The organism is Glutamicibacter creatinolyticus (assembly GCF_006094275.1).
In the GTDB taxonomy this organism is placed as follows: Bacteria; Actinomycetota; Actinomycetes; order Actinomycetales; family Micrococcaceae; genus Glutamicibacter; species Glutamicibacter creatinolyticus.
The window spans coordinates 2,901,271-2,919,860 of sequence record NZ_CP034412.1 but is presented as its reverse complement, the minus strand read 5'-3'; the positions used below and the strand labels follow the sequence as shown (position 1 = coordinate 2,919,860).

General features: G+C 66.2%; 15 protein-coding genes and 1 pseudogene. 9 read left to right on the top strand and 7 right to left on the bottom strand.

Translation table 11 applies throughout. The annotated features are described in order from the left end of the window. Window positions 1–15: 15 nt before the first annotated feature. Genes GcLGCM259_RS13420 through GcLGCM259_RS13405 form a run of 4 tightly spaced genes read right to left on the bottom strand, consistent with a single transcriptional unit; the run spans window position 16 to window position 5,940 of the window. The gene (locus GcLGCM259_RS13420; protein WP_138926917.1) at window positions 16–1,260 is read right to left on the bottom strand and encodes an acyl-CoA dehydrogenase family protein; all 1,245 of its coding nucleotides are present in this window, start codon (window positions 1,258–1,260) and stop codon (window positions 16–18) included. 60 nt (window positions 1,261–1,320) lie between these two features. Next, window positions 1,321–3,168 (bottom strand): alkyl/aryl-sulfatase, encoded by a 1,848-nt coding sequence (locus GcLGCM259_RS13415; protein ID WP_138926916.1) that lies wholly within the window; start codon window positions 3,166–3,168, stop codon window positions 1,321–1,323. Next, the gene (locus GcLGCM259_RS13410; protein ID WP_138926915.1) at window positions 3,165–4,370 is read right to left on the bottom strand and encodes an acyl-CoA dehydrogenase family protein; all 1,206 of its coding nucleotides are present in this window, start codon (window positions 4,368–4,370) and stop codon (window positions 3,165–3,167) included. Before GcLGCM259_RS13410 ends, GcLGCM259_RS13415 begins: the two co-directional genes overlap by 4 nt. A gap of 4 nt (window positions 4,371–4,374) precedes the next feature. After that, a complete protein-coding gene (locus GcLGCM259_RS13405) occupies window positions 4,375–5,940 on the bottom strand; it encodes a class I adenylate-forming enzyme family protein (protein ID WP_138926914.1) in 1,566 nt (521 codons plus the stop codon). A gap of 90 nt (window positions 5,941–6,030) precedes the next feature. Here GcLGCM259_RS13405 and GcLGCM259_RS13400 point away from each other — a divergent pair, with 90 nt between their 5' ends. Both GcLGCM259_RS13400 and GcLGCM259_RS13395 read left to right on the top strand, forming a co-directional pair. Further along, on the top strand, window positions 6,031–6,627 hold the full coding sequence (locus GcLGCM259_RS13400) for a TetR/AcrR family transcriptional regulator (protein WP_138175519.1): 597 nt from the start codon (window positions 6,031–6,033) through the stop codon (window positions 6,625–6,627). Window positions 6,628–6,927: 300 nt separating this feature from the next. Next, window positions 6,928–8,262 (top strand): MFS transporter, encoded by a 1,335-nt coding sequence (locus GcLGCM259_RS13395; protein WP_138926913.1) that lies wholly within the window; start codon window positions 6,928–6,930, stop codon window positions 8,260–8,262. Window positions 8,263–8,307: 45 nt separating this feature from the next. Here the strand turns inward: GcLGCM259_RS13395 and GcLGCM259_RS13390 are convergent, their stop codons facing one another. Continuing rightward, window positions 8,308–8,976: a GntR family transcriptional regulator gene (locus tag GcLGCM259_RS13390; protein WP_246049609.1), complete on the bottom strand. Its 669-nt coding sequence runs from the start codon at window positions 8,974–8,976 to the stop codon at window positions 8,308–8,310. Between the two features lie 143 nt (window positions 8,977–9,119). On the opposite strand from GcLGCM259_RS13390, the gene GcLGCM259_RS13385 reads away from it, so the two are divergent. The 4 genes from GcLGCM259_RS13385 to GcLGCM259_RS13370 all read left to right on the top strand — a co-directional run bounded on the left by GcLGCM259_RS13385 (window position 9,120) and on the right by GcLGCM259_RS13370 (window position 12,753). Next, window positions 9,120–10,442, top strand: a complete 1,323-nt coding sequence (locus tag GcLGCM259_RS13385; RefSeq protein ID WP_138926912.1) for an MFS transporter — start codon at window positions 9,120–9,122, stop codon at window positions 10,440–10,442. A 71-nt stretch (window positions 10,443–10,513) separates the two neighbouring features. Next, window positions 10,514–11,755: an alpha-hydroxy acid oxidase gene (locus tag GcLGCM259_RS13380; protein WP_281283965.1), complete on the top strand. Its 1,242-nt coding sequence runs from the start codon at window positions 10,514–10,516 to the stop codon at window positions 11,753–11,755. Window positions 11,756–11,850: 95 nt separating this feature from the next. After that, window positions 11,851–12,423, top strand: a complete 573-nt coding sequence (locus tag GcLGCM259_RS13375; RefSeq protein WP_138926911.1) for a DUF308 domain-containing protein — start codon at window positions 11,851–11,853, stop codon at window positions 12,421–12,423. A gap of 27 nt (window positions 12,424–12,450) precedes the next feature. Continuing rightward, on the top strand, window positions 12,451–12,753 hold the full coding sequence (locus GcLGCM259_RS13370; RefSeq protein WP_246049608.1) for a hypothetical protein: 303 nt from the start codon (window positions 12,451–12,453) through the stop codon (window positions 12,751–12,753). A gap of 119 nt (window positions 12,754–12,872) precedes the next feature. Here GcLGCM259_RS13370 and GcLGCM259_RS13365 read toward each other — a convergent pair whose 3' ends face one another. Together GcLGCM259_RS13365 and GcLGCM259_RS13360 are read right to left on the bottom strand one after the other, a co-directional pair. Further along, window positions 12,873–13,181, bottom strand: coding sequence for a hypothetical protein (locus GcLGCM259_RS13365; RefSeq protein WP_054821189.1), 309 nt, complete (start codon window positions 13,179–13,181; stop codon window positions 12,873–12,875). 147 nt (window positions 13,182–13,328) lie between these two features. Beyond that, complete coding sequence (locus GcLGCM259_RS13360) at window positions 13,329–13,874, bottom strand: CGNR zinc finger domain-containing protein (RefSeq protein WP_054821190.1); 546 nt, start codon at window positions 13,872–13,874, stop codon at window positions 13,329–13,331. Between the two features lie 219 nt (window positions 13,875–14,093). On the opposite strand from GcLGCM259_RS13360, the gene GcLGCM259_RS13355 reads away from it, so the two are divergent. The 3 genes and pseudogenes from GcLGCM259_RS13355 (at window position 14,094) to GcLGCM259_RS13345 (ending at window position 18,545) form a co-directional block, all read left to right on the top strand. Beyond that, complete coding sequence (locus GcLGCM259_RS13355; RefSeq protein ID WP_138926910.1) at window positions 14,094–14,999, top strand: EamA family transporter; 906 nt, start codon at window positions 14,094–14,096, stop codon at window positions 14,997–14,999. Between the two features lie 130 nt (window positions 15,000–15,129). Then, window positions 15,130–16,712: pseudogene (locus GcLGCM259_RS13350) on the top strand (GMC family oxidoreductase). 213 nt (window positions 16,713–16,925) lie between these two features. After that, on the top strand, window positions 16,926–18,545 hold the full coding sequence (locus GcLGCM259_RS13345) for an MFS transporter (RefSeq protein ID WP_138927270.1): 1,620 nt from the start codon (window positions 16,926–16,928) through the stop codon (window positions 18,543–18,545). Window positions 18,546–18,590: the final 45 nt, after the last annotated feature.

Genomic DNA, 18,590 nt, shown 5'->3' with positions numbered 1-18,590 from the left:
GGGGGTTCGTGGTGGTTAGGCGAAGGCGGAGATGCCGGTGATGGCCCGGCCGACAATCAGCGACTGCATGTGGTCGGTGCCCTCATAGGTGTAGACCACCTCCATGTCGGTCAGGTGGCGGGCCACATGGTTTTCCAGCAGCAGGCCGTTGCCGCCGAGCAGGTCGCGGGCGGTGCTGGCCACCTGCAGCGCGGTGCGCGAGCAGTACATCTTGGCCAGTGAGGCCATGGTGCCGGTCATCTGCCCGGATTCCTGCAGTTCCAGGATCCGGTCCACATACAGCTTGATGGCGCTGACTTCGGCCAGCAGGTTCGCCAGCTTGTTCTGCACCAGCTGGAAGCTGGCGATCGGCTTGCCGAACTGCACCCGGTTCGCGGTGTACTTCACCGCGTCCTCGTACACGGAGATCGCGTGTCCCAGGGACTCGAAGGCCACCCCGGCGCGGGTCGCGTTCAGCACCTTGTTCACGTCCTTGAAGGAGTTGCAGTGCTCCAGGCGGTTGGCCTCGGGGATCACCAGGTCCTTGATGACGATGTCCGGCTGCAGGATGGCGCGCTTGCCGACCTTGCCGGTGATCACGGTCGGGGCGAACCCGGCCGGGAACTCGGTGCCCGGTTCGCGCTCCAGCACGAACGCCTTGACCTGCCCGTCGGCCTCGTCGCGGGCGTAGATGATGACGATGTTGGCGTAGGAGGCGTTGCCGATCCAGCGCTTGGCGCCGTTGAGCACCCAGTTGTCACCCTCACGCCGGGCGCTGGTCTCCAGGGCCACGGAGTCCGAGCCGTGCTCCGGCTCGGTCAGGGCGAAGGCGCCGATCCTCTCCAGCCTAGCCATGGCCGGCAGGAAGCGGGCCCGCTGCTGCGCATTGCCCAGCATGTTGATCGAGCCCATCGCCAGGCCGGAGTGGACGCCGAAGAAGGTGTTGATCGACCCGTCGCAGCGGGCCAGCTCCACCGACACCGCCGCGGAGGCGCGCACCGAGAGCCCCGGGCAGCCGTTGCCGGTGATGGTGCCCCCGGCAATGTTCAGCGCGGCCAGCGGCTTGATCAGCTCGAACGGGAACTCGGCGCGCTCCCAGTAGTCGTTGATGATCGGCTCGACGTGTTCGGTGTTGAACGCGCGGATCTTTTCGCGCACCTGGCGCACCTGCTCGTCATCGCGCTCGTCGAGCAGAAAGATGTCGTGGTCGGGCAGCTGGGCGGTCTTCTTCGACGCCGGCTTGGTGTCCTTCTGGGAATCGGTTGCGGCTGAGACGCTCATGGTTTTCTCCTTCTTGGCGGTGCTCTGTACGTTGTTTGAATGCCGTGGGCCGGGAGCCGGCTACGGGATGACGATGGCGAAGCCGGGGTCCGGGGCCTGGATGATGCGCTGCAGGCGCTGCAGCGTGGCGGCCACATCCCCGCTGGCCTGCACGGTCTCCAGCTTCCCGCGCAGCGCCCCGGGCAGGGCCGCGGCCGGGCCGGTGAAGGCCGCCTGCGCCGGCGGGCAGCAGCCCGCGTCTCCGGCTTTGTCCACCTCGTGGTGGTGCAGCACCCCGTTGGACAGGCGCAGGTGGATCCGCGCTCCGGTGTCGGTGGCGTGCAGGTCAATGCCCAGCGGCCGGTCCCAGGCTTCCGGGGCGTTGATGCGCACGGCCAGCACGTCCAGCATGGTGGACAAATCCACCCCGGTGCCGATGCGTGAACCCCCGGTTTCCCTCACCGGGCCGTGCAGCAGTTCGCCGGCCCCGGTGAGGTAGATGTTGCGCCAGGTGGCGTTGCGGCAGCTGTAGCCCAGCTGCCGGTAGACCCGGGCCAGCAGTTCGCGGGCCGCACCCAGCTGGGGTGCGGCGAACACAATGTGGTTCAGCACGGTCGCGGCGAAGCGCAGCTGCCCGGTGTCCACCTGTTCGGTAGGCTGCGCGCCGGGTTCACCCAGTGCGCCCAGCTGGCCGCGCAGGGTGGCCAGGGCCGCCTCGGCGCCGCCCAGCAGCTGCACCCAGCGCCGGGATTCATCCTGCGGCGGCAGCGGCCACAGGTTCGCCGGGTTCGCGTCGTACCAGCCCAGGTAGCGCTGGTAGATGCCCTTGACGTTGTGGCTCAGCGAGCCGTAGAAGCCCTGGGCGCAGTCCCGGGCCTCCAGCGCCGGGGGCAGCACCAGCTGCTCGGCGATTTCCCGCGGCGTGCACCCCAGGTTGATCAGCCGCACCGTCTGGTCGTGCAGGTAGCCGTACAGATCACGCTGGACACTCAAGAAGTCGCGGATCTGCTCGTTGCCCCAGGTGGGCCAGTGGTGGGTGGCGAACAGCACCTGGGCCTTCGCCCCGTAGCGGCGCAGCGCCTCATCCAGGTAGCGGCTCCAGGCCTGCGCGTCGCGCACCTCCGCCCCGCGCAGGGTCAGGATGTTGTGCATGCTGTGCAGGGCGTTCTCCGCCATGCACAGCACGTTCCCGGCCGGGAAGTAGAGGTTCATTTCCGCCGGGGCCTCGGTGCCCGGGGTCAGCTGCACCTCGAATTCCAGCCCGTCCACGGTGAAGCGCTCGCCGGTGGCCTCGGCCAGCACGGTGGGTTCGGGCAGGCTCATCGGCCCGGCCGCGACCCGCTGGCCGATGCCGCAGCCCAGGTGCCCCTCGGGCCCGGCGGAAAGCGCCGAACCGTACATGTACCCGGCCCGGCGCTTCATGGCCGGCCCCAGCTGGATGTTCTCGCTGATCGCGTGTTCCCGGAAGCCGCGCGGCACGATGATCGCCGCGTCCTCGGCCAGGTGTTCGCGCACCGCGCCGAACCCGCCGAAGTGGTCGGCGTGCGGGTGGGTGATGACCACCGCGGTGACCGGGCGGCGTCCGCGGTGCTGGAAGTAGAGCTCCAGGGCGGCCGCGGCGGTGGCGTTGCAGGAAAGCACATCCAGCACCAGCACCCCGTGCGTGGTCTCAATCAGCGTCATCGCCGCCAGGTCGAAGCCGCGCACCTGGTAGAAGCCGGGGCAGATCTCAAACAATCCGTGGGCGGCGGTGTGCCGCGAATGCGTCCACAGTTTCGCATCGGCGCTGGGCGCCGGGTCCTGCTGCAGGAACGCGTATTCCGCCAGATCCACCACGACCTCGCCGTTCTCGTCCCGGATCAGCGGATCGCTGCGGGTGGCGATGAAGCCGCGCAGGGAATCGTGCGCCACGGCGGTGTGCGGGCTCATTTGGCCACCTCCAGGTTCTTCTGCCCGGCCTGCTTGGCCAGCTGGCGGGCGATCCCGTTCAGCTGGATTTCCGAGGAACCGGTCAGCATCCGGAACATCCGCAGGCTGCGCCAGATCTGGTCAATGGGCGAACCCTGGACCATCCCGGCCTTGCCGTGGATCTGCAGGGAGGCGTCCGCGATCCTGAACGAGTTCTCCGCCACCAGGTACTTGCACATGAACGAGTCGATGGCCGGCACCTCCCCGCGGTCCAGCGCCTCAAGGCTTTGATAGGTCAGGGCGCGGGCGGCCTGGAAGTCGGTGGCCATGCGCGCCAGCTCGTGGCCGATGGCCTGCTTGCGGATCAGCGGCTCACCGTCGATCATCCGGGTGGCGGCGAAGTCCAGCGCCATTTCCAGTGCGGTGCGCGCCGCCCCCAGGGCGGTGGGGCAGTGCAGCAGCCGGTTGACCACCACGCGGCCCAGTCCCACCTTCAGGCCCTCACCCTCCGCGCCCAGCAGGTTCTCCTGCGGCACGAACGCGTCCTGAAGCACAATGTCGGCCTCCATGTGCTGGCCGCTGAGCGGGGTCTGGCCCGGCAGCACCCGCACCCCGGGGGCGTCCAGGTCCACCAGGAAGGCGCTGTAGACGTTCTCGGTGCCGGCCATCCGGGCGATCAGCACACTGAAGTCCGCGAACGGACCGCCGGTGGAGAACACCTTGTGCCCGCTGATCCGGTAGCCGCCGGCCACCTCGGTGGCCGTGGTGCTCATGGCCTTCACGTCGCTGCCGGCATCGGTTTCGGTCATGGAGAAGCAGCAGGCCCGCTGGCCGGCGACCACCGGCAGCAGGTACTTTTCGCGCTGCTGCTCGGTGGCGATCTGGAAGATCGCCCCGACCCGCAGCGGGCCGCCCATGTCCCCGAGCACGCTGGTGGCCAGCACCCGGCGGGAGGCGGCGACCTCTTCCTTCAGGGCCGCCAGCTCCACATAGCTCAGCCCGCGTCCGCCGTATTCGGCCGGCAGGTGGATGCCGTAGAAGCCCAGTTCGCCGCTGCGCCGCCAGACCGGCTGCAGCATGCTGCGCTGCAGCACGGATTCGTGGTTGATGCCCAGTTCGGCCTCGTAGTCGGCCAGTTCCCCGTTCAGGTAGTCACGCAGGCTGGCCACCAGTTCGGCCAGGGCCGGGTTCCCGCGGTAGCTGGGTCGCAGTGAGAAGGTCATTTCGCTAACCCACCTTCCGGTCGCTGGCCGCCCATTCGCCTTCGCGCAGGGCACGGCGGTCGGGCTTGCCGTTGCGGTTCTTGGGCAGCTCGTCAACGAACTGGACCAGGCGCGGCACCTTGTACTTGGCCAGGGAGCGGGCACAGAATTCCTGCAGCTGCTCCTGGGTCAGGCTGGCGCCCGGGCGCAGGGCCACGAACGCCTTGACGGTTTCGCCCCAGCGCTCGTCCGGGGCGCCGATGACAATGGCCTCGAAGACGTCGGGATGTTCGTAGAGCACGCTTTCGACCTCGGTGCAGTACACGTTGAAGCCGCCGGAGATGATCATGTCCTTCTTGCGGTCCACGATGAAGAAGTAGCCGTCCTCGCGCATGTAGCCCAGGTCCCCGGTGTGCACCCAGCCGTTGCGGAAGGTCTGCTCGGTGGATTCGGGGCTGCGGAAGTACTCGGTGACGCAGTCCGCGCCGCGGGCGACCAGTTCGCCCACCTCGCCGGGCGGCAGCTGCTGGCCGTCCTCGTCGATGACCCGCACCTCCGTGTCGTACACGGCCCGGCCGCAGGACTGCAGGATCTGCGGGTCCTCCTCCACCCCGCGCCTGACGTCGTCATTGGTCAGGAACAGCACGGCGCTGGTGGTTTCACCCTGCCCGTAGCCCTGGTTCACGATCGGACCAAAGGCCTCGTAGGCCTCGCGCAGGCGGGCCGGGGAGATCGCCGAACCGCCCAGGGTGATGCCCTTGAGGCTGGAGATGTCGTACTTCTCGCGTTCCGGGAAGCTGAGGATGCGGTTGAGCATGACCGGGACCATGAAGGTCAGCTGCACCCGTTCCCGCTCAACGGTGGCCAGGAACTCCTCGGCGCTGAACTTGGGCAGCACCACCACCTTCACCCCGCGGAACACGCACGCCAGCACGCCCATCCCGGAGGCGTGGGTGATCGGCCCGGTGACCAGGTAGATGCTGCCGGCGGACATGGAGCCCTGCGGGTTCATGGTCATCTTGCGCAGGTTGGCCAGCCGGTTGCCCACGGTCTGCACCGCGGCCTTCAGGGTGCCGGTGGACCCGGAGGTGAAGTTCAGGACCGCGGGGTGGTCCACCGGAACGTCCACCTCCACGGTCTCGGTGGAGCCGGAGGACAGCAGGTCCTCGTAGGCCAGGATTCCGGACCTTGCCTCGGGCACCGGGTCAAAGACCACGACCTGGCAGTCCGCCCCGGCGGCGCTGATCGCGTCGCGGGCGGTGGCCAGCTGCTCGGGATCCACCAGGATGACCCGCACCTGTGCGTCGGAAAGCACGTGGGCGATTTCGGTGGGGGCCAGGCGCACGCTCAGCGGCACTCGGACCGCCCCGCACTTGGCCAGGGCGAATTCGGTGACAACCAGTTCCCCGCGGTTGCTGGCCAGGGTGGCCACGCTGGTGCCGGCCTCCACGCCCAGCCCGCCCAGGGCCGAGGCCAGGCGGTTCGCGTCATCGTCGAGCTGGCGGTAGGTCCAGCGCCGGTCCCCGGCGACCAGGGCCTCGGTGTCGGGCCAGTAGCGCTTCGAGCGATTCAGATAAGTACCAAGATTCATGCCTACTCCAGAGAACGATTGATCAGTCATGATCTTAGACACACTGTCTAGGAAGTGTCCAGAGGGGAGTTTGTTTGCTATGAATGCACCATGAGCTATGAAGACCCGCGCACGGTGCGCACCCGCGCCGCCCTGTCCAACTCACTGGTGGAACTGGTGCTGGAACGGGGCTATGCCGCCGTGAAAGTCGAACATGTCGCGGCGCATGCCGCAGTGGGGCGGGCAACGTTCTACACGCATTTCGCCACGAAGGAAGCCCTGTATGACTACACGGTGGAGAGCATCCTGGGCGAGCTGCGCCTGCTGCTGGAGGATGTGGACCGCGAGCACGCCGGCTTCACCGGCCAGCCGGTGCGGGCGCTGTTTGGGCACGCCTCGAAGAACCCCAACGCCTATCGGATGATCCTGCGCGGGGAGGGGGACGGGCGCGGCCTTCGCCTGCTCATCGAGCGCTGGGCCGCGGTCGCCGAACAGATCTTCGCCGACCGTGTCCATGCGCAGGATGTGCGTCCGCGCGTGGATCTGCGGGTCATCGCCCAGGCATGGGCGGGGGAGCAGGTGGCGGTCCTGCTGTGGTGGCTGGATGCCCCGGCGCCGCGTCCGGGGCTGGACCAGGTGGTGCAGACGCTGGCCGACCTCTCGCGCTACGGACGCCACTGGGCCTCGGGATTCAGCGTCACGCCATAGTGCGGCCGGCCAGGGCCGCATCGCCTGCCCCGTACGAAAGGCTTCGTGCGGGGCAGGCTTTTTGCCTCGTGGGCACGTTTTCGCAGTCCCCGCCCCGGCAGGGTGTGCTCCAGCGGGGCCCGCGGTGAGCCGCGCCCAGCGGGGCGAAGAAATCGTCATACTGCCGCTGCGGCGCCCGCTGCGCGTCACGGAAAAGTTTTTCCGCGTAAGACCTTGCGTGAGCTGGTTCACATCACGTAACTTGGGGTAGATCAGTCTTAGACGTTCTGTCTAACTTCTTTCAGTGGAAGGTGCCCCGACATGCGCTCGCGCCGCTATTTGCTTGAATACCCGACCGGAGCACGGCGCCGGGTCTATCTGGGCGTGGTGGTGCTGGCCGTGTTCATCTCCGCTTTCGAGGGCCAGCTGGCACCGGTGCTGCCGCTGCTGCTCAAGGACCTTGGAATGACCCCGGCGTTCTACGGCTCGATTACCGCCGTCTCCCTGCTCGCCGGCGCACTGGCCGGGTACCTTGGCGGGGAAATGGTGGACCGCATTGGGCGGGTAAGGGTGTTGATCCCCTTCGCCTTCATCTCGGCGGCCTCCTGCCTGTACATGGCCATGGCCCCGGATGTCTTGCACTTCACGGCGGCGCGCATCTCGATGAACTTCGTCGAGGGCATCGCCATGGCCGGCACCGCGCCGTTGATCCGCGACTTCACCCCGCGCACCGGACGCGCCCAGGCCTACGCCTTCTGGACCTGGGGGCCGGTGGGGGCCAACTTCTTTGCCGCCGCGATTGCCGCGCTGACGCTGCAGCTGTTCGACTACTCGTGGCGGGCGCAGATCTACCTGATGGCCGGGGTGGCGCTGCTCGGGGCCATCATCATCGCGCTGATCCTTCGCGACCTGCACCCGGATGTGCGCCGACAGATCCGGGACACCGAAGGGGCGGCGCGTGAATCCCTGTCCGGGGGCGCCGGGTCACGCAGCAGCCTGCTGACCAGCCGGGCCTTCTGGACCCACGTCCTGGCCATCTCCTGCCTCTACTTCTTCCTGGCCACCATGAACGCCTACGCGCAGCTGATGCTCGTGGAATTCTTTGGCTTCAGCGTGCGCATGGCTTCGGTGGTCGCCATGGGCTTCTGGGTGGCGAACCTGGGCGCCTCGCTGTTCTTCGCCCGGCTTTCGGACCGGTTGCGGGTGCGCCGCGGCATGGTCATTGGCGGTGGACTGACGGCCGCCGCGCTGCTGGCAACCCTGGTCACTGTGATGTTTACCTGGCCCAGCACCCCGGGCATCCTGGTCATGGGATTGTTCGTGCTCATCGGCGGCTCACTGGGCGCGGTGTTCTCCCCGTGGATGGCCAGCTTCTCCGAGGCCATTGAGGAAATTCATCCGGAGGGCCACGGCTTTGCCTTCGGCTTCAACGACGTGGTCAAGAACCTGTTCATCCTCACCTCGGTGCTCTTCGCACCGCACGTGGCCGACAGCCTGGGATGGAACGCGTGGATGGCCACGGTGCTGGTCATCTTCTGCGCCTTCGTGGCCTTCGCGGTGCTCATCCCGCGCCATGCGGTCCCCGCGTTGCGGGAAATCGATGCCGAATCCGGAAGCAACCGCGCCGAGGTCCTGCGCGCCGCGCAGACCAAGTAGCAAAGAGCGGATTCCTGCTGGCCGGAAAGGCCAAATCCAGTGGCGCTAGCTCCAGATGTCGTCGGTTTCGAACTGGTTGAGCATGGCGTTGCGGATCGATTTGAGGTGTTCGGCCATCGCCTGCTGGGCCGCCTTGGCCTCACCGGCTTCGATTGCCTGCACGATGGCCTCATGTTCCTGGATTTCCCGGGAAGTGGACATGTAGGCCTGCATTCCGGGCAGCACGTAATGGGCGCGGGCGGTGTCATGGAAGCAGCGCTCCAGCGCGGCGGCAATACGCGAATTGCGTCCCCCCTCGGCCAGCTGCCGGTGGAACTGCTGGGCGCAGCGCATCGAGCCGATCGGATCCTCCGCCGCGAGCCGGGACTGCTCGTCAAGCTGGCTGCGCAGGGCCGCAATGAACGGTGCGGTGGCATGCCGCGCGGCACCGGCGGCGGTAAAGGGCTCGAGCAGCATCCGCATGTCCAAGGTCTCGTACACGTCATTGAGGGTCACCCCACGGACCAGGTACCCCTTCTTGGGCAGGATCTGCAGCAGTCCCTCGCTGGTCAGCTGGCGCAGGGACTCGCGCACCGGGGTCTTGGACACCTTGAATTCCTCGGCCAGGCGCGGCTCGACCACCATGGTGCCCGGGGCAATCACCCCGTACAGGATCCGCTCACGCAGTTCGGCGGTGAGCTTCTCGGTGAGCGAGGTGGCCATCTGATCTCCCATCCCGGCTCCCGCCAGTGTCTGGCGCGTAATCTTTGTCCTCGGGTCTTTACTGTGACCCTAGCTACACCTTAGTCTGACCTGAAAGATATTTCAGGTATCTGTCATCGGCGGATACCTTCCCCCACCTTCCAATGGAGCGCATCATGGCACCGCAGGACACAAGCGTTGGCGTTGGCCCCGCCCAGCAGCACCATGCGCAGCAGCGCCGTCGGGCGATCTTCGCCTCCGTGCTGGGCACCGCCATCGAATGGTACGACTACGCGTTGTATGGGGCGGCGGCCTCGGTGGTGATCGGTCCGTTGTTCTTCGCGGCCGCCGGTTCCACCGGTGAGGCGCTGGCCGCTTTCGCCACCTTCGCGGTGGGCTTCGTGGCCCGCCCCTTCGGCGGGGTCATCATTGGACATCTGGGGGACAAGTTCGGGCGGCGTCCGGCCATGTTGCTCTCGGTGATCCTGATGGGCATTGCCACCGTCGGCATTGGCCTTCTGCCCACGGCCGATTCCTGGGGAGTGTGGGCGGTGGCCCTGCTGGTGCTCTTCCGCCTCATCCAGGGCTTCGGGGCCGGAGCCGAACTGACCGGTGCCATGACACTGGTCGCCGAATATGTGGAACCGAAGAAGCGCGGCTGGTACACCTCACTGGTGCTGGCCACCCCGCCGCTGGGCATCGCCTTGGCCACCGTGAGCTTCTTTGCCGTGGCAGCCCTCGGGGACGCCGCCCTGCTTGGCTGGGCCTGGCGAATCCCCTTCCTGATCTCCGCGGTGCTGTTCCTGCTGGCCCTGTACATCCGCAACCGGCTGGAGGAGACCCCCGAATACGCTCGGGTCATGCAACGGGCGCAAGAGCACGGCAACACCGGCAAGCTCCCGGTGTTGAAGGTCTTCTCCGGGCATTGGCGCGAAGTGCTGCTCGGGTTCTTCGCCATCACCGGGCACAACGCCGTGAACTACATCCTGGCCGTGTTCTCCATCAGCCTGATGGTCGGTTCGGGCATGGAACGCAGCCATGCCCTGCTGGCCGTGACCGTCGGTTCCCTGGTCTCGGTGGTGCTCACCCCGGTCGGTGGCCGGCTGGCCGACCGTTGGGGAACTTCGCGCACCCTGGCGGCCGGGAACATCAGCGGCCTGCTACTGGCCTTCCCCATCTTCTGGCTGCTGGCCACCGGCCAGTTCACGCTGGGCATGCTGGCCATTGCCCTGGGCTATGCGCTGGTCATCCCCTGCACCAGTGGGGCGCAGGGCGCGTTTCTCACCGAACTGTTCCCGGTCCAGGTGCGCTTCACCGGGATCGCGATTGCCCGGGAACTCAACGGAGCGCTGGTCGCCGGCATGTCACCGCTGATTGCCGCCACCCTGCTGGAGCTGGGCGGCGGGGCGATTACCCTGCCCGCAGGATTCCTGGCCCTGTGCTGCCTGAGCTCCGCGGTGGCGATTTTCCTTGGAACCAGGGCCTCCCGCCGGGCATAGATGAACGCCGGGGCGAGCCGGGCCCCCAGAACCAGATTTGTTGTCAATGAAAGGAACCCGCAGTGTCGAACCTGCAGCGCCAAATACCTGATGTCAAGGAATTGGCCGCACTGATGAAGTTCTCCCTGCCCACCCTGCGCCGCCGCCAGGCGCGGCTGGCGAAGGCCGCCGACCTGTGGGACCTGCGCAAGATCGCCAAGCGCCGCACCCCGGCCGCGGCCTTCGACTACGTGGACGGCGCCGCCGGCCGGGAAATCACCGCGGACCGGGCGCGGGAGGTCTTTGACTCGGTGGAGCTGCTGCCGCGCATCCTGCACGGCACCGCGCACTCGGATCTGTCCACCACGATTGCCGGCGGGAATTCGGCACTGCCCTTTGGGATCGCACCGACCGGCTTCACCCGCTTCATGCAGTCCGAGGGTGAGATCGGCGGTTCCCGGGCCGCGGAGAAGGCCGGGATCCCCTTCAGCCTGTCCACCATGGGCACCCGCTCCATTGAGGAAGTGGCCAGCGCCGCCCCAAACGCCCGCAAGTGGTTCCAGCTCTACCTGTGGAAGGACCGCGAGAAGTCCCGGGCCCTGGTGGAACGGGCCGCGTTGGCCGGCTTTGACACCCTGCTGGTCACGGTGGACACCCCGGTGGCCGGCCAGCGGCTGCGCGATGTGCGCAACGGGATGAAGATCCCGCCGGAACTGAGCCTGAAGACGGTGCTGGATGCCTCCTACCGGCCCGAATGGTGGTTCAACTTTCTGACCACCGATTCGCTGAAGTTTGCCTCACTGTCCAATACCTCCTCTGATTTGCCCACCATCATCAACTCCATGTTCGACTCCTCGCTGGACTTCGATGACCTGCGCTGGATCCGCGACCTGTGGCCGGGCAAGTTGTTCGTCAAGGGGGTGCTCACCGTGGAGGATGCCCGCAAGTCGGTGGCCGCCGGGGCGGACGGACTGGTGGTCTCCAACCACGGAGGACGGCAACTGGACCGCGCGCCGATCGCGTTCGAGGCGCTGGGGCAGGTGCGCCAGGAGGTGGGTCCGGAGATGGAAATCATCCTCGACTCGGGCATCATGTCCGGGGCGGACATCGTCGCCTCCCTGTGCGCCGGCGCCGACTTCGTGCTTATCGGCAGGGCCTACCTGTACGGGCTGATGGCCGGCGGACAGCAGGGGGTCGAAAGAGCCATCGAGCTGCTGGCCAAGGAAGTCGAGGTCAACATGCAGCTGATGGGAGCCGGATCCATCCGGGAACTGACCCCCGAGCTCATCCGGGTGCGCGCCGGGCGTACGGCCAGTCCGGCACTGAAACGCTAGCGGGTCAACGCGGTGACCGGCGTTGTTAAATGTGCCGCCGGTCACCCAGCCCAGGCTCAGGTGTCAGGGTCTTCTATACCGCGTAGAATAGGCGTGTGCCTGCACCAAAATCCACTGCAATCCAAGCCCAAGAAGTTTTCCGGCCCGTACTGCTGCGCGGCCTGACTGCCGCCGCCTACGCGCTGATTTCCATCTTCTGGATCGGCGCCGACCTAAAGGTCCTGTCCTATTCCACCGCCGGCCTGCTGGTGCTTACCGGCGTGTTCATGTGGCAGTACGCCTCCGTGGCCACCGTTCCGGCCAAGGCGCGGGCCCCCTATGCTTTTGGTGCCGGCATCATGCTGCTGGCCGGCATCACCACGCTGTTCGCCTCCACCCCGGCCATGGTCGCCTACATGGCTGCGGTCGGCCTGCTGGTCGGTGGCGTCTCGGAAATCGTCGTGTTCACCAAGTACCGTCATGAGTTCCCACCGTTCCGCAACCAGCTGATCAGCGGTGCGGTGGCCGCCGGGGTCGGTGTGGCTCTGGCCTTCGCCGGACAGCTGGACACCCACGGGGTACTGGGAATGATCGGCGGCAGCGCCGTGGTCTTTGCCGTCTTTGAGCTGATCGCGGCCTTTGGGCACCTGCATGACTCCCGCAAAAACCCTGCGGCCGAAACTGACTAGACTTGATGGCAACACGAGGAAATAGAAATGGAGATCCTGGTGTCAAATAATTCACCCAAGAAGCAACCATGGAGTCAGTCGATCAAGGCTCCACTGGTCTTTTCGCTGGTGCTGGGAATCGTTGCCGCCTTTGTCGGTATGATCAGCGTGACCGGCGGCTCCGAGAATGACCTGCGCATCGATGTCGGACTGATCTGCTTTGGCATCGCCTTCATCGCCAGCCTGCTGGTGATCTCGGTGCTCACCATGGCGTCGAAGGAAAACGACCCGACCCTCGGCAAGGGATCCGGCGTGAACCGCGCCTCGGATCGCCCGCACGAGAAGGACTGATTAGGCGCCGGAAACACCCGCAGAGCCACAAACAATGGTGGGCCGCCCCTTGAGCAAGGGGCGGCCCACCATTGTCATCGGCCGGGTTTCAGCTTGCGCGGCCCGCGGCGGGCCGGCGCTTACTCCTCCGGCTCGTCGGCCGGACCCCATTCGGAGAGGAAGTCCTCCGGGCTCAGTTCCCCCAGATCCCGGCGCACCAGGGCAATTAGCCGCTCGGCTTCTTCCAGGTTCGAGGTGGGCAGGGTCAGCACCCGGGAATCATCGGTGCGCGAGTAGACCACCACGCTGGAACCGGAGGGTTCAAACTCCGCATCGCCCAGGACCGCCGAAGCCACTGCCGCCGTCCAGCGGGCTGCGGCCTTCAAGGGCGAATCATCGGTGCGTTCCAGCCGTGCTTCATAGTCCTCAGACGCGTGGTGCTCGTTCATGGTCCATCCCTCCGACGTACTTCCCGGTGCCAGGTCCTGCACACCGGGAAGTGGATCTGCAGATCAAGTCTGTTCGTGGTTTCATCCTAAAGGTGCCGCAGTTTTGCGGCGAGTACCGGCACGGGAATTATCCCGTGCGTGAAACCCTCAGGCGCGCCTGGCCTTGCGTGCCCGGTAGGCCCGGACATGCTCGCGGTTGGCGCAGTTGCCGGTGTCGCAGTACAGCTTCGACCGGTTGCGGGAGAGGTCGACCAGCGCCGCCCGGCAGTCCGGTGAGGCGCAGATGCGCAGGCGCTCAAGCCCCTTGGAGCGGATCACCTCGGCGACGGCCATGGCGGCCTCCACTGCCATGCGGTCATAGAGCGGGGCGCTTTGGGTGGTGGCGTGCAGGTGGTAGTCCCACTCGTCATGCTTGATCAACTGGGGCAGGGCCTGCGCGTTGCGCAGGATGGCATTGACCCGGCGCACCGCGTTGTCCTCATCCGCGGTCCAGATGTCGTGCAACTGGGAGCGCAGCTGGCGGATGGAACGCAGCTCGGCCAGGTTGTTCGCCCGGGCCCCGGTGAAGCGTTCGGTATCCAGGAAGTAGTCCAGGTCCCCGACGGTTTCGAGCTTGTCCACCAGGCCGGAGTTGGTGTTCAGCAGGTTGACCACGGTACGCAGCGAAGCCTGTGTGTCAGGTGCAAAGGTCATTGTGACTCCTGTAAGTCGTCATGGATTGACGAGCATTTCGGCAGAATCGTATTGTCATGATCATACATTCAATGACTCCTGACTCCCGTGCGCGGGTCGTCCTCTGAGGGGCGCGCGGGAACCGGGAGCCCGTTCCGAAAGCCAGCACCCATGCCCGAGATATCTTCAGCCCCCGAGGCCCTTCCGCATGTTGCTTCCAAGCCCCGCAAAACCGGGAACATGGTCGGAGTGTGGATCGCGCTGCTGTCCTCCGCGGTCTTCGGCCTATCTGGGTCCTTCGCCAAGGCCCTGATGGAGGCCGGATGGTCTCCGGCCGCGGCGGTGACCTGGCGAATGGCCGGTGCTGCGCTGGTGCTGGCCATCCCCGCAATCATCGCGATGCGGGGGCGCTGGACGCTGCTGCGCACGAACTGGGCGCCGATCCTGCTCTTTGGGTTGTTCGGGGTGGCCGCCTGCCAGCTGTGCTACTTCCTGGCCGTGCAGCGGCTGGATGTCGGGGTGGCGCTGATGCTCGAATACCTGGCCCCGGTCTTCATTGTCCTGGTGCTGTGGATCAGGCACCAGAAGCGCCCGCGCATTCCCACCATCGCCGGCACCCTGGTCGCACTGGTGGGGCTCATGGCCGTGCTGGATATTGCCGGAACCACGACCATTGATCCCATCGGGGTGATGTGGGGAATCGGCGCAGCCATTGGCCTGACCGTCTACTTCTTTGTCAGCGCCCGGGTCAACGGCGCGCTGCCGCCGATCATGCTGTCCGCCGGTGGTTTGCTGGTCGGTTCGCTGATGATGGCCCTGATCGGGTTGTTCGGCATCCTGCCCATGGAGGTGACGTTCACCGAGGTGAACCTGGCCGGTCTGCAGACGCAATGGTGGGTCGCCCTGGGCGGAATGATCATCCTGTCTACTGTCATCGCCTATGTTACGGGGATCATGGCCGCCCGGGCCCTGGGATCCAAGGTCGCCAGTTTCATTTCACTGACCGAAGTGCTCTTTGCGGTGTTGTGGGCGTGGCTGCTGCTTGGAGAACTGCCCGGGCTGATCCAGCTCTTCGGTGGCCTGCTGATCGTCGGCGGGGTCGTGCTGGTGCGCGTGGATGAGCTGCGTCAGCCGGTCGGCCATTAGCCGCGCCGACCAATTGCAGCCGTGACAGGTCTGCATCGGATGCCAAGAAGCCTGCATGCGTTGCCAAGTGTGAGATGGCTTACTCCGCATAGGGTAATCCCACGAGAATACGGGAATTCCAGGAGGAAGTGTGCAATCACATTATTTGGTCATCGGCGCCGGGTCGGCCGGAGTTGTCCTCACTCGCCGCTTACTGGATGCCGGCAACAAGGTCACCCTCGTCGAAGCCGGGGGCAGGACACCAACGCCGACATTGACGACGTCTCACGGTTGGGTATGCTGTGGGGCGGTGCTGAGGACTGGAACTACTTCACCACGCCTCAGCCGCAACTGAACGATCGACGCGTGCACGTGCCGCGAGGCAAGGTGATGGGCGGTTCCCACGCGCTGAACGCCACCATTTGGGTTCGCGGGGATCGCTGGGACTTCGACACCTGGGCGGAGCAAGGTTGCCAGGGGTGGTCATGGGACGATGTTCTCCCCTTTTACAAGGCCATCGAGAACTTTCACGCCGAGGACGGCGGAGGAGGCGACCCACAGGTCCATGGCACCCAGGGGCCTTTGGATGTCACTTACGACTATCCCCGCCATCCAATTCAGCAGGCCATGTACGATGCCACCCTGCAGGCGGGCGTCCCCGCGAATCCGGACTACAATTCCGGCTCCGTGGAAGGTGCCGGATGGATGCAATTGAATGTTCGTGACGGTGTCCGCTTCAACACCTGGCGCGCCTACCTCAAGCCCATCGCGGATCACGAAGATCTCACCCTGATTACCGGGGCCACGGCACGTCGTCTCCTCTTGGAAGGGCTGAACGTCACCGGAGCGGAATTCAGCCGCGACGGAGAGATTTTCACCGTGGAAGCAGATGAAGTGATCTTAACTGCCGGAGCCATCGGATCGCCGGAGCTCATGCTGCGCTCCGGTCTCGGCCCCCGGGAGCACCTGGAGGAGCTGGGCCTTGCGGTAATCAAGGACATCCCCGCCGTGGGTAAGAACCTCCACGACCATCTACTCGTCCCCGTCGTCTGCACAACACAAGACCCTCTGCCGATGCCGGAAGTCGCAGCGGCACAAGTGCATTTCTTCGCAAAGTCCATCCCCGACCTGCCAGTGGCCGATACTCAGCCGATCTTCTTTAGCCTGCCGATGTACACCAACTCGGCTGAGCCGCTAATGGAAGGACCGGAGACGGGCTTTTCACTGCTGGCCGGACTCGTCCGACCCAAATCACGTGGCACCCTGACGCTGGCTGGCCCGGCCCCGGGGGATGGGGTGAACATCGATCTGGCCGCCTACGCGCAGGAGGACGATCTGCAGGCGATGCTCTATTCCCTCAAGCAATGCCGCGACATTGCCGCGCAGCCGGCGCTGAGGCAACACGGAGCTGTGGAAGTGCATCCGGGGCGCGAGGTGCAAAGCGAAGAGGAACTCATCGAGTACATTCGTCGCACCACGACGACCTACCATCATCAGGTGGGCACCTGCGCCATGGGTATTGGGCCAACGGCGGTGGTGGACCCTCAAAGCCTTCGGGTTCATGGGGTTCAGGGGTTGCGCATCGCGGATGCATCGGTCATGCCGCAGGTGACCACCGGCAACACCAACGCCCCCTCGGTGCTGATCGGTGAGCGGTGTGCCACGGCAATCACCGGGCTGCTACCGTTCGAGAAGGAGCAGGCCGTCCAGATGGAGAAGACCCCGCTTTCGTAGCACTGAACCGGAACAGACCGGCCCGCCTGGCGCTGAAAGGCACAGGCGGGCGCCGAATTATTCGTGAGCTGGATTTGACGACGGCAACCGATCAACCATTTGGTTGATGGCAGCAACTTTTCGTCCACCTAGAGTCGATGGTGCAGTGCAGCAGCACCACGACCTTGAAACTTGGGTATCGAAAGGAACGCGTCGGTGGCTACTTCGGACACCATGAACCCTCAGGGCTCCCCGCAGGCATCACACCCGTGGGGAGCCTTGGCTATTCTGGCCGCCGGACTGGGGCTTGTGGTCCTGGACGGGACCATTGTCGGGGTCGCCCTGCCGCAGATCATTGCCGATATCGGTTTGGACCTGGGCGATGCCCAATGGGTCAACAGTCTTTACGCGGTAGTGCTGGCGGCCCTGCTGCTGTCCGCCGGAAGCCTGGCCGACCGGTGGGGCCGCAAGAAGCTCTTCGTCAGTGGACTGCTGCTCTTTGCGCTTGGCTCTCTTCTGGCCGCGGGGGCCGGGGCGGCGGGACCCCTGATTGCGGCCCGCGCGGTCCAGGCGGTGGGCGCTGCCTGCATCATGCCGGCCACGCTGTCCACGGTGAATGCCATGTTTCAGGGCAAGCAGCGCGCCGCCGCGTTTGGCATCTGGGGTGCGGTGATTTCCGGCGCCGCCGCCGTGGGGCCCCTGGCCGGCGGCCTGTTGACGCAATATGCCTCTTGGCACTGGATCTTTCTGGTGAACCTGCCCCTGGGCGCGGTGCTGCTGGTGCTGGCGCTGGTCTTCGTCCCGGAAACCAAGGGTGGAAAGCCGGCCCGCGGCGTGGATGTGGACGGCGCCTTGCTCAGTGCGCTGGGGATGGGTGCCCTGGTGTTCGCCATTATCGAAGGACCCGAGACCGGCTGGTGGAAGCCGAAGTCCGAGCTGCGCGTGGGCCCCTTCATCTGGCCCGCGGATGCCGCGATATCCATTGTCCCGGTTGCCCTGCTGATTGCGGCAGCGGCCATTGTGCTGTTCATCTTCTGGGAACGGCACCGGGCACGGGTGCGCCGCTCGGCCCTGCTGGAACTGCAGCTGTTTACCGTCCCCACGTTCTCCTGGGGAAACCTGACCGCCGCAAGCGTGGCGATTGGTGAGTTCGCGCTGTTGTTCGTCTTGCCGCTGTTTTTGGTCAATGCCCTGGGGCTCTCCGTGCTGTCCTCCGGGTTGGTGCTGGTGGCCATGGCGGTGGGCGCGTTCATTTCCGGGGCTCTGGCCCGTCACCTGGCCGCCAGGATTTCCGCGGCCGGGACAGTGCTGCTGGGCCTGGGCATGGAAACCCTTGGCGTCCTGATCCTGGCCGTGGTGCTCTCCGCGGGCGTCCCGCCGCTGGCTGTTGCGGCGCCCTTGGTGTTGTATGGGCTGGGGCTTGGCCTGGCCTCGGCCCAGCTGACCGGAACCGTGCTCTCCGGGGTGCCGGTGGAGATCTCGGGCCAGGGTTCGGCAACCCAAAGCACGGTGCGCCAGGTCGGTTCGGCGCTGGGAACCGCGATTTCCGGGGCCGTGCTGGCCGCGAGCCTGGCGCTCACGTTGCCTTCCAGCCTGGCCGGTGCCGGGGTGGCGGGAGCGAAGGCCGGTGAATTGGCCGAGGCGACCCGGCAGTCGGCCGGTACCACGATCAGCCAGTTGCGCGCCCAGGGCGCCGGGCAGTCGAACCCGGCCGTGGACGCGCTGGCGGCCGGGTTTGCCGATGCCACGCGGGTGTCCATGATCGCTGCGGCGGTGTTTCTGGTCCTTGGGGCGCTGGGAGCCTGGCGCATGCTCGTGCTGCAGCGCCGCGCATCGTCCCGCCCCAACGACTAGGGCGAGCGGCTGGTCGCCGGTTCCGGCGGGCAGGGTCGGGCCTAG